This is a genomic window from Bacteroidia bacterium (assembly GCA_026932145.1).
Classification (GTDB): Bacteria; Bacteroidota; Bacteroidia; order J057; family JAIXKT01; genus JAIXKT01.
Genome location: JAIXKT010000043.1, coordinates 83,234 through 93,440, shown reverse-complemented (window position 1 = coordinate 93,440; position 10,207 = coordinate 83,234). Strand labels below are relative to the sequence as shown.

At 39.2% G+C, this 10,207-nt stretch carries 7 protein-coding genes; 4 read left to right on the top strand and 3 right to left on the bottom strand.

What is annotated here, in order from left to right; genetic code table 11:
- Window positions 1-151 precede the first annotated feature (151 nt).
- The gene (gene rlmD, locus LC115_09875; protein MCZ2356972.1) at window positions 152-1,585 is read left to right on the top strand and encodes a 23S rRNA (uracil(1939)-C(5))-methyltransferase RlmD; all 1,434 of its coding nucleotides are present in this window, start codon (window positions 152-154) and stop codon (window positions 1,583-1,585) included.
- Here the strand turns inward: rlmD and LC115_09870 are convergent.
- Together LC115_09870 and LC115_09865 are read right to left on the bottom strand one after the other, a co-directional pair.
- Window positions 1,571-2,548, bottom strand: coding sequence for a DUF2804 domain-containing protein (locus LC115_09870; protein ID MCZ2356971.1), 978 nt, complete (start codon window positions 2,546-2,548; stop codon window positions 1,571-1,573). The two genes, rlmD and LC115_09870, sit on opposite strands and share 15 nt — an antisense overlap.
- Window positions 2,549-2,551: 3 nt before the next feature.
- Entirely contained in the window at window positions 2,552-4,030 is a 1,479-nt protein-coding gene (locus LC115_09865) for a hypothetical protein (protein ID MCZ2356970.1), read from the bottom strand.
- A gap of 238 nt (window positions 4,031-4,268) precedes the next feature.
- Here LC115_09865 and LC115_09860 point away from each other — a divergent pair, with 238 nt between their 5' ends.
- The 3 genes from LC115_09860 to bshB1 all read left to right on the top strand — a co-directional run bounded on the left by LC115_09860 (window position 4,269) and on the right by bshB1 (window position 9,465).
- Complete coding sequence (locus tag LC115_09860) at window positions 4,269-6,779, top strand: fibronectin type III domain-containing protein (GenBank protein MCZ2356969.1); 2,511 nt, start codon at window positions 4,269-4,271, stop codon at window positions 6,777-6,779.
- Window positions 6,780-6,919: 140 nt separating this feature from the next.
- Window positions 6,920-8,761 carry a T9SS type A sorting domain-containing protein gene (locus LC115_09855; GenBank protein ID MCZ2356968.1) on the top strand — a complete coding sequence of 614 codons (1,842 nt, stop codon included), beginning with the start codon at window positions 6,920-6,922 and terminating at the stop codon, window positions 8,759-8,761.
- Complete coding sequence (bshB1, locus tag LC115_09850; GenBank protein MCZ2356967.1) at window positions 8,740-9,465, top strand: bacillithiol biosynthesis deacetylase BshB1; 726 nt, start codon at window positions 8,740-8,742, stop codon at window positions 9,463-9,465. The genes LC115_09855 and bshB1 overlap by 22 nt, the downstream gene beginning before the upstream one ends.
- Before the next feature lie 49 nt (window positions 9,466-9,514).
- On the opposite strand, the gene LC115_09845 is transcribed toward bshB1, so the two are convergent.
- Window positions 9,515-10,207, bottom strand: a 693-nt coding sequence (locus LC115_09845) for a hypothetical protein (GenBank protein MCZ2356966.1), incomplete at its 5' end; no start/stop codon positions are given.

Below are 10,207 nucleotides of genomic sequence, written 5' to 3'. Positions count from 1 at the left end.
ACATAAATTTTTGCTACCAAAAAAAGTCCACAAAACGATTGTAAAGTCTATATTTTAAGTTGTTTTTTGGGACTTCTGCTTTTATGAACTCTACAAGCGATTTTGTGTTATTATATGTAGGTTTGCAGGTTGATTTTTAATTTTCGATATTTTGTTTAAAAAAGGGCAGATTTTAGCGGATATATTAATTGAGGATGCCGTTTCTGATGGTTCTGGCTTAGCGCGGGTTCAAGATTGTGTAATGTTTGTTCCGGGTAGCGTTCCGGGAGATATTGTTACGATTATGCTATCCAGAAAAGAGAAAAAGTTTTGGCACACTAAATTGATTTCAATTTCTACACCTTCACCGGATAGAGTTCAGCCTATTTGTGCGCATTTTGGAACCTGTGGCGGCTGCAAATGGCAGTTATTGCATTATTCTAAACAGTTATTCTACAAAGAAAAACAACTGAAAGATGCTATTCAACGTATTGGCGAAGTAGATGCTCTTGTTTGGAAACCCATTTTGCCTAACCAAACAGAATATACTTTCCGAAATAAATTAGAGTTTACCTTTTCAGAGAGAGGCTGGCTCACCCAATCCCAAATCGAAAGTCAAGAAGTCTTTTCCAGACAAGCCCTCGGCTTTCATGTGCAAGGTTTTTTTGACCGTGTGGTGTCCATTAAGCAATGCTTCTTGATGGATGACCGCGTTAATGAAGTAAGAAATGCTGTTTATGACTTTTGCCAAACGAAGCAGTATTCTTTTTTTGATTTACAAGCCCAAACGGGCTTACTTCGGCAATTTGTTGTTCGTACTTCAGCAAACTATCCCGATTTTATGGCCGTTTTAATCCTAAGCCAGCAAGATATAACGGCCGTTGATACAATATTTCAATTTTTACAGGCAAAATTCCCCTATATAACAAGTTTCCAATGGATTATTAATGATAAGAAAAACGACCAATACAGCGATTTACCGGTTCATTTGTGGTCAGGTAGCTTAACCCCAAACCCACCATATATTCGGGAAAGATTATTAGACAAGGAGTTTATCATTGGGGCAATTTCTTTTTTTCAGACCAATACATTTCAAGCTGAACAGTTATATACATTGGTGAAGCAAGCTATAAACAGGCCGGTTCGGCTGTTGTGGGATTTATATTGCGGAACGGGTAGTATCGGAATTGTATTGGCATCGCTGGCGGAACAAATTTTGGGGATAGAGTATAATGAAGCAAGTTTACAAGATGCTGTTCGTAATTGTGAAATCAATAATGTAGAAAATATCACCTTTTTTTCGGGAGATATGGCTAAGGTTTTGCAGACCAATTCGGCCGTGTTGGCTTACGGCAGGCCGGATGTGGTGGTAGTTGACCCACCACGTACCGGTATGCACCCGAATGTGGTGGCAGTATTGAACGAAATAAAACCCCAACAGATTATCTATGTTAGCTGTAACGCAGCAACCCAAGCTCGAGATTTAAAAATGCTGGCTAAAAATTATGTTGTGCATTCCGTGCAAGGTGTAGATATGTTTCCACAAACTGCCCACGTAGAATCCGTTGCAGACCTTTGGCTGAAAAATAATCTACCAAATGGCTAAATGCTCTTCGGTAACTCCAAAACCGGAAAAGAATTCATGACTGTTGGGAAACTGAATATTTCCCGAAAATCTTCCAAAAGGCTGCATAAACTGACTTTTAATGAGCCCCAAGTTAATGGATTCGCTTCGTGCTTCTAATGGCTGAAAGTCTAAAGACACGCAGTTATCCAAAGAATGAATATGCCACTTGCTCTTTTGCAATGGTTTACGATAATGAAATATCGCTTGGCCGGTGCTATACAAGTTATCACCAAACCAAATAACGTTTTCTAAGCCGTTATTAAAATCACTGACTAAATTGATGGCTATTTTTTGTTGAAACTGAGTAGTTCCGGTACAAGATGCCCAATTCCAAAATGTTCGGGGGGGCGGATACCCTTTGGAAAAATCTATGGCGGCATAATTACCTTCAAAAGTGTGCTTACCCAGAGGCGTTTGTAGCTCTACAAAAGCAGGCAAAAGCATATTTTTCCAAGTAAAATGAAATGGATTGGGAAAGGCCGGCGCAATGATACTAACACCCGTCCCTAACTCCGGAACAACTATTGAGAGCTGTATTTTTTTTCCTAAAAACTGAAATCTCAGTCCGCCTTGGCTATGTTCGATGTTCCAATTTGCTAATTTCCAAGATGTTTTTAAATTAGGGTCAAATTTTGCTCCGAATGCCCAAGGGCGGGTTATTTTTTCCTCCCAATATTGGTTGTTTTGAACGTCATAACAATATGTAAAGGCAGTGCCGATATAGCCGGCATCAGCAATTGCAAAACCCAGTAAGTATTCTGCCGTCTGGACTCCCATAAAAATCCATGATTTTCGTTTAAAATAACGTACACGCCACCGACTATCCCACTGTTGGGTGCTGACGTTTGGAATTAACCCTCGAAATAGCCCAAAAGAAGTATATTTATCGTGTGGCTGCGGGAGGCTGGGCGGCGCTACAGCCGAAATTGGAGTAAGGCTCATATATTACGGTCTGTATTCAAAGGCACCTATATCAATCAAGCCGTCAGAGCGGGTTTGGCCGGTGATGTCATCAAAAGGAGTGATTCCGAATAAGGTAGTGCCGGCATTAATAGCTGGGCTATTCGCTTTTAGGTTAAATTTTTTTTCACTGACATTTTCAAGTTGTGGGTCAAGGTTCAGGATATTTCCATTGCCGGGTTTTACCAAAGAACTTCTTACCAATGAGTAAGATACTTTCAGTGTGTCTGTGGTTCCGTCCCGTAAGTCTGTTCCGATTTCTTCATTTTGAGGGTTATTTCCCCAAATAATGGTGTTTAAGATGGTTATGTCAGAGGGGAAACTTTCTTTGGTAACGGTGTGGTAATTATTCCAGCCTAATGTTGCGCCTCTTCGGATAAATTCTGTGCCACTTCCTATGGCGGAGCAGTTTACCAAAGAGTATTTTCCGCCGCCAAAGAAGCCTACTACATTATTTCCAGCATTAGAGAACAGGCAATTTTCAGCTACAATGGTTGGTTGCTGCCGGAATGTGTGCGAAAAGCCTAAGCCTAAAACGGCAAAATTGGCCATATTTCGGATTTCACAATTTTTGAGATACACTTTAGGTTTGTTGTCTTCGGTTGGGGAAATAGAATCTACCCGAATACCTACAGAGGCATTTTTGATTACCAGATTACGTAAGTCATTTCCTTCGCTGGTTTTTAGGAAAATGACACCTTGCCATTGGCCGGATTTTTCTGCATAGTCTTTACCTTGCCGGGTTCCGGTAAACCAAACGCGTTGGTCGCCGGAAGAACCTTCTACCAAAAGCGTTCCGCCAATTAACAAAAACGAAGTAGGATAATTATCGGAAGTGCGCCGAGCAGTAAAATATACCTGTGTGCCCCCTCGAATCCTGAGTGTACAGCCGGGTTCTACATAAACAGGGCCATCAATCACAATCTTTTTGGAATTGTAGAAAATAGTATCATTATTTATTCCGCAGCCAACTGTGTACAAGCCATTTATTGTATCTCCATCTATAACTGATTGAGCTTCAGCTCCCCGAATATAAATCCCGTCAAAAACAAAAGCGTATAAGGGAATGGTTTGTGAAAAACTGCCGGAAGAAACCACTAAGTAATCAATTGTTGCTTGGTCTTTTACCTGCGAAGTAAAGTTAATTAATGCTAAAACGGAATCTTTGGCACGTAGTTTATATTGGTGGTGCTCTTGGGCAGCTACGCCGTCAAAAGTCAGGGTAAATTCGGACTGTGCTCCTCCCGTAATACGAATATTCTCAATCAAAATATCTTGATTGCTGTTGTTGTAGAGATATAACCGTGCAGAAGGCGATGGAAGGTTCGTAAAAATAGTATCAAAAATGACAGAATCTGCCGAAAAGGTAAGTATCCCGGGTGCTAAAGGAATCTCTTTTTTACAAGAACTTGACGCTAAAAGCAACCCAAATACAATGAAAATACCCCAAAAACTGATTTTCATGCCCCAAAGTTCGGGCTTTTTAAATATAATTCTGACAAAATAAATCAGAATTATCCTGCTGAAGCTGCTCACAATTTATTTTTGCTGTTTTAAGTCGCTATTCCTAATTTTTTGTTGCTTAGGATGCATAAAATTGAAACCTTTTAAATGAAGTTTACGTAATTATCTGTATATTTGCAATCCCAAAAGACTACTGAAAAGGTATATTTTAAAAACAACCAACTTTTACGCACGTTTTATGTTTAAACATCGTCAATTATCTATCACAAAAATGTTAGCAAGGGTATTTTTGCCAACATTTAGTTTGTTTAGTTTGGGTTTTCTAGCAGAGGCTCAGACTCCTAATGGTACCCTAGACTTTGGTAATCCTACAAACAATGATGTTGCCACAACGGCAAATACAGGTTTTGGTGGAGTACGAAAAGGTATGGGAGGGGGATCTTGGATACTCAAAAATCCAGGAATTCCAAGTTTAGGCCAGTTGGGTGAGCTACGCGGAGTGCCTCCAACGAACAATAAAATCGCCAGCGTTGGCCTAACCAGCGCAGAATACGGCACTGCAACACAAGTATCTTCCATCCGCTTTGAAATCAATCTTGCAAATAACGGAACCGGAGAATGGTACTTCTTCGCCGGAAACGGTTCAAGTTATGGAGCTACCCAAAATGCTACCTTTAACCCAAATCAAACTTTTGTAGGCATTAAACTTCTGTCTTCTGCTGGAACCTTAACAGCATCTTACCGTCAGGCTGGAGCTTGGGTTTCTAATACAAATCTAACCAATGCATTATCTTTGGGAAATTCCCATGTTGTAGTTCTCGTCTGTAACAATGGAGCAAGCACAGAGAATTACGCATTGGGAAGTGTTGCTGCTAATAAATACGATATTATTGTGGATGGAACAGTAGTTGTAAATGATGCAGGTAAAGCACTATTACCCGGTACTACCGATATTAATGCCTTTCGTTTTTATGGGATGAACTCTCCTGCGAAGGACTTCTTTATCTTTTTAGATAATATCTCTTGGTATAATTTTGCTTATTATCCACAAGCATGTGCTAACCCTGATAATAGTTCTCTTACGACAGATTCAATTGCTCACACTTCTGCTAAGCTAAAGTGGCAGATTGGCAGCGGTCAAACTCCGGATAGCATAGTGCTTTCTTGGCGGCAAGGGGTAAGCGGCCCTTTTACAACCGTAAACTTGGCCGGAACAGCAACTTCTTACAACCTTACCGGCCTGACTCCCAGTCAGCTATATCAATGGAGAGTAACTACATATTGCTACGGAAATTCAAGCCCTTCTTCGTCAGTTCAATTTTATACATTATCCCCCAGTTGCCCTAAAGCTACAAGTGTTACTTATAATGAGATTGGATATTATCGTGCAAAAATATCTTGGACAATTCCGAGCGGCCCTGAATATACCGTACCGGATAGCGCCCAGATTTACTACAAACCATTGGGAGCACCTACCTATACAATCGCATCTGTACCACTTACAGGAGGTACTTACATCGGCACCGGAATACCTTCTTCTAATGACTTAAAGTCTGATACTGATTATGAAATACGAATTAGAATATACTGCAACGGAACCCCCAGAACAACAGTAGATACTTTTAAAACATTAACACCTTGCGCTGTTATTACCTCAAAGAGTGCTGCAAATATTGGCTACAATACAGCTACCTTAAAATGGACACACACCGGTACACCGGATAGTTTTGAAGTAAATTATAGAATAAAAAACACCAATACTGCTTTCACAAAAGTTTTTGTTACAAGTGACTCCGTTAATATTTCTGGACTTACAAGTATTACTGATTACGAGTGGCGGGTAAAAGTATGGTGCCCTGGCCTAAAAAGCCCCGGCTTCTTACCAGACCAATTTACCTATGAATACTTCTCAACTACAGCTATTCCAAATTGCAGTTCCCCAAGTAATATATCAATCTCCAATATAACTACAAGCAGTATAGATATTGCATGGACAAAGAGCCAAGCAGATACCTATCAGGTTTGGTCTCGACCAGTTGGTAATAATACCTATAACAAGAAAACTGCTGTTGGATCCAACTATACCTTGACTGGATTGATAAATAACACAAATTATGAAGTTAAGATATATCCTATTTGCGGCGGTCTTGTAGGTAGCTATTCTTTTGATACAACAGCAGCTACGCTGAAGTCTTGTACAGCTATTACCGGTTTATCTACAACTAATATTACAGATGTGGGTGCTACCTTAAATTGGACAAGTAATTCAGATTCTATCTTAATATTCTGGAGACCAACGAACGCACCAACATTTGACTCTATGTTAGTGGTAAACACAGGTTCTTACAATATGCAAGGTTTACAAAGCAACCAGACTTATATTTGGAAGTTACGTGGCAAATGCGTAAATCCAGCAGGACAAATTTCATGGTCTGGAAACACTGCCAACCAAAATTTCACAACTGCTGCTGCCGCTAAAACTGGAACTCTAAGATTCTCCGATATATCTATATTCCCAAATCCTAATAACGGAAACTTTGCAGTGAAGTTCCCCGCACAGAAATCTTTGAGCTATACGATTCAAATCTCAGATGTAACAGGTAAAATCATCAAAGACTTCCGAGGAACAACAGAAATTGGCGAAAATATCATTCAGATTAACTTGGATGATACTCATACCGGAATATACCTTGTGAAAGTTACCACAGACATCGGCACAGAGAACTTCAGAATAGTTGTTCAACACTAAAAATATAATTTTTATCCCAAAAGTGCTACCTCGTTGTAGCACTTTTTTTATGCCTAAAAATAACCCCAAAAGCCTTGTATTTGCGGTTTAACTACATAATATATCCTAAAATTAGTAAAAATCATGTAGTTTTGTATCAAATGTTACAGAATAGTCTATTAATCTTATGGGTGTTTTTTATATTAACAAATTCTATTTATGCACAAATACCTCCAGATATTTGGTTGGGTCAGGAGCCAACAAACCCTAAGATAAGTACACCGGCAAAGGAAATTATACGATATTCAAAAGTACAGTCAATAGAAGATACCCTTCTGCTACCCTTTTGGGATGATTTTTCAGATAATGGGAACGCACCGGATTCTACAAAATGGCTCTTAAACCAGACTGTTCATCTTTCTCGAACGGCAGCTATTTTACCACCAACCATTGGTGTAGCTTCTTTTGATGGAGCAAACAATCAAGGAGTTCCGTATGCCTACACAAACCAAAGTGGCTGGTGCGACTCTCTAATTAGTCAAGCAATTGATTTATCACAAGTTACAGCAAAAGATAGTTTGTATTTAACCTTTTTTATTCAACGGGGCGGCTTAGCAGAGCCACCTGAAAAAACGGATTCTTTTGTTGTTTGGTTTCGTGATACCACCACATCATTTCCTACATTTAGGCAGGTATGGAGTACCGGTGGCGGGCAACCAACGTCTGTTTTTCAACGAGTTCATATTTTAATTAAAGATTCGGCTTTCTTTCATCAAGGCTTTCAAATTCGGTTTCAAACAAAAGGTGCTCAGTATGCCTATTTTGATGTTTGGCACCTTGATTATGTGTATCTTAATAAAAATCGCACCGCTGTTGATACGAACTTCTTTGACAAAGCTATCGTTTTGCCGGTAGGCTCTATCTATGAACCATACACTGCCATTCCCCAAAAACATTACAAAAACCTAACCCCATCCGGAGTTACGGCTATCAGTACTACAATTAATAATTTATCCGGAGCTGCATCTGCCAATGTGAATACTGAAATCACCCTATTTGATTCTCTAAGTGGTAGAAATTTACTGGGAAATATTACCCAGCAGCAACTGTTTAATATAACTACACCAACAACAATTCCTTGGCAACCCTATGATTTTCAAAACTTTGATACAACAATGCTTTTGACTGTTAAACATTATATTCCTGATAATGACTTATTCCCCCAGAATAATACTGCATATTCATTTTTTCGGGTTGATTCTGTATTAGCTTACGATGACGGTGAGCCGGAAACAGGTTTTGGGATGAACGCTGCTCGAGGCTTTGGCCAGCAATTGATACGTTCCGGAAATGACCCCGACTCTTTGCGCGCTGTCTGGATATGTTTTGTGCCCCAACTTGGAGTCTTAGACGGAAAAGGGTTTAAGTTCACGGTTTGGAAAAACCCGCATCCAGATTCAATTTTATATGAACAGTATGGCGGAATGCGTGTAGATTATGGCGGAAATAGAAATACCTATGTCCGTTTTCCGCTTGATTCAATTATTTCTTTACCAGACACTTGCTGGATTGGGCTAACCCAGCCAGATAACGTCCCAATTGGAGTAGGTTTCGACCTCAATAGAAATTCAGGCACCACAATATTTAGGGATTCCTTAGGAAATTGGAGACCTTTTTATGTTAATGGCTCTTTGATGATGCGCCCAGAACTATCCGGAACCCCAATAGTCTTGAACCGTAGTAATACTGAAAGTACAGAGAGCCTATTTCACCTATTCCCGAACCCTGCATCAGATTACTTTTGTATAACCTATGAAAACTTACCTAATACTAACCTTTCCATAAAGATTTACAATATGCTGGGCAAAGAGATATTTTGCGACCCCGTAATTGAACCGCAATTAATCCGTTGCTCGCTTACTTCTATGGCAAGCGGCTGGTATCAAGTTCAAGTTATTGATAATAAGAATATTCTAAAAACATGGAAATTGTGGAAAAATTAGATGTTTTGGTATGTGCTGCTCACCCTGACGACGCAGAACTTGGTTGCGGGGGCACTATTTGCAAATTAACGAAACAAGGAAAACGGGTTGGTATTGTAGATTTTACCGCCGGAGAATTAGGTACGCGAGGCACTCCGGAAACCCGCCAAAAAGAAGCTGCCCATAGCTCCCAGATTTTGGGAATTCAAATTCGAGAAAACTTACAAATACCGGATGGCTTTTTCTCCCAAAACGAAGATAGCCTCCTGCGCGCTATTCAGATTATCAGAAAATATCAGCCAGATATTCTATTGGTTAATGCGCCGGAAGATAGACACCCTGACCACGGAAATGCAGCCTCATTTGCTTTAAGAGCCGCTTTTTTAAGTGGTTTACCCAAAATAAAAACTCAATCTACAGCATGGAGACCTAAAAATATAGTTCATTATATCCAAGATAGGTTTCTAAAACCTACTTTTGTAGTAGATATTTCACAAGAGTTTACGCAAAAGATGGATGCCATAAAGGCTTTTCGCTCCCAATTTTATGATCCCAATAGTGCTGAACCACTAACCTATATTTCAAATCCTGATTTTTTGCATTTTATAGATGCTCGTGCTCGAGAAATGGGTCATCTTATTGGAACTACTTATGGAGAAGGATTTATTCAAACAGTTCCTTTTGAATTATCTACTCCGCTAAATATATTAAACTCCTCAAATTGAGGAGTTTAATATCAAGTAATTTTATAGTAAATCAAATAACAAAAGTCTGCTACTCTCCTTTAAGGCGTTTAATCTGCGCCATAAAAATGGTCGTTTTCTCCGGAAACTTTTGCGCTAATTTTTCATACATCTTGATGGCCTGATCTATATTTCCTTGTTGCTCATGGATTTTAGCTAAGGTTTCCGAAATTATATCAAAAGAATAATCTGATGAAGTTTCTTCTTCAGGAATAGAAAAGTCCGTATGCTGCTGCACAGGCTGCTTCCCAAGACTTGATAATGAGGGTTCTAACTGGATAAATCGGTCAATAATATTATCAATATCTGAATGTGGCCGTTTTTTTTCAATTTTTTCTTCGGAAATAGGCGGAGGCACAGGGATGCTGATATGATTTTTCGGCTTTTGGCTACTTGGATTTTTCAGAATACTCTTTAAGAATTTATTTTGAATTGCCTGAATATCAACCTCTTTTGGAGTTAAAAGTGCTTTGTTTTTGATTTTTTCTAATTGTGATTTCAGTAAATTTTGCTGATCTACCAAAGATTTCCGGTTTAATTCTGGATGATGTTCTATATTTTCAATTATAGAAGTTTGGTTCTCAACGTTTTCTGTCTGATTAATGGCTTGCTCAAGTAGTAACCGATTGTTTATTTCTGCTCTAAGAGTTGATTCTACTTGACTTAAATCTTCTTTTTCGGCTTTTTGTTTTTCTTCCTGTTCTTGTTTTGCTAACTCATTTGC

Coding starts and splice junctions, on each gene's coding strand:
- LC115_09865 (MCZ2356970.1), bottom strand. CDS start 4,030: ATGAAAATCAGTTTTTGGGGTATTTTCATTGTATTTGGGTTGCTTTTA.
- bshB1 (MCZ2356967.1), top strand. CDS start 8,740: ATGGAAATTGTGGAAAAATTAGATGTTTTGGTATGTGCTGCTCACCCT.
- LC115_09860 (MCZ2356969.1), top strand. CDS start 4,269: ATGTTTAAACATCGTCAATTATCTATCACAAAAATGTTAGCAAGGGTA.
- LC115_09870 (MCZ2356971.1), bottom strand. CDS start 2,548: ATGAGCCTTACTCCAATTTCGGCTGTAGCGCCGCCCAGCCTCCCGCAG.
- LC115_09855 (MCZ2356968.1), top strand. CDS start 6,920: ATGTTACAGAATAGTCTATTAATCTTATGGGTGTTTTTTATATTAACA.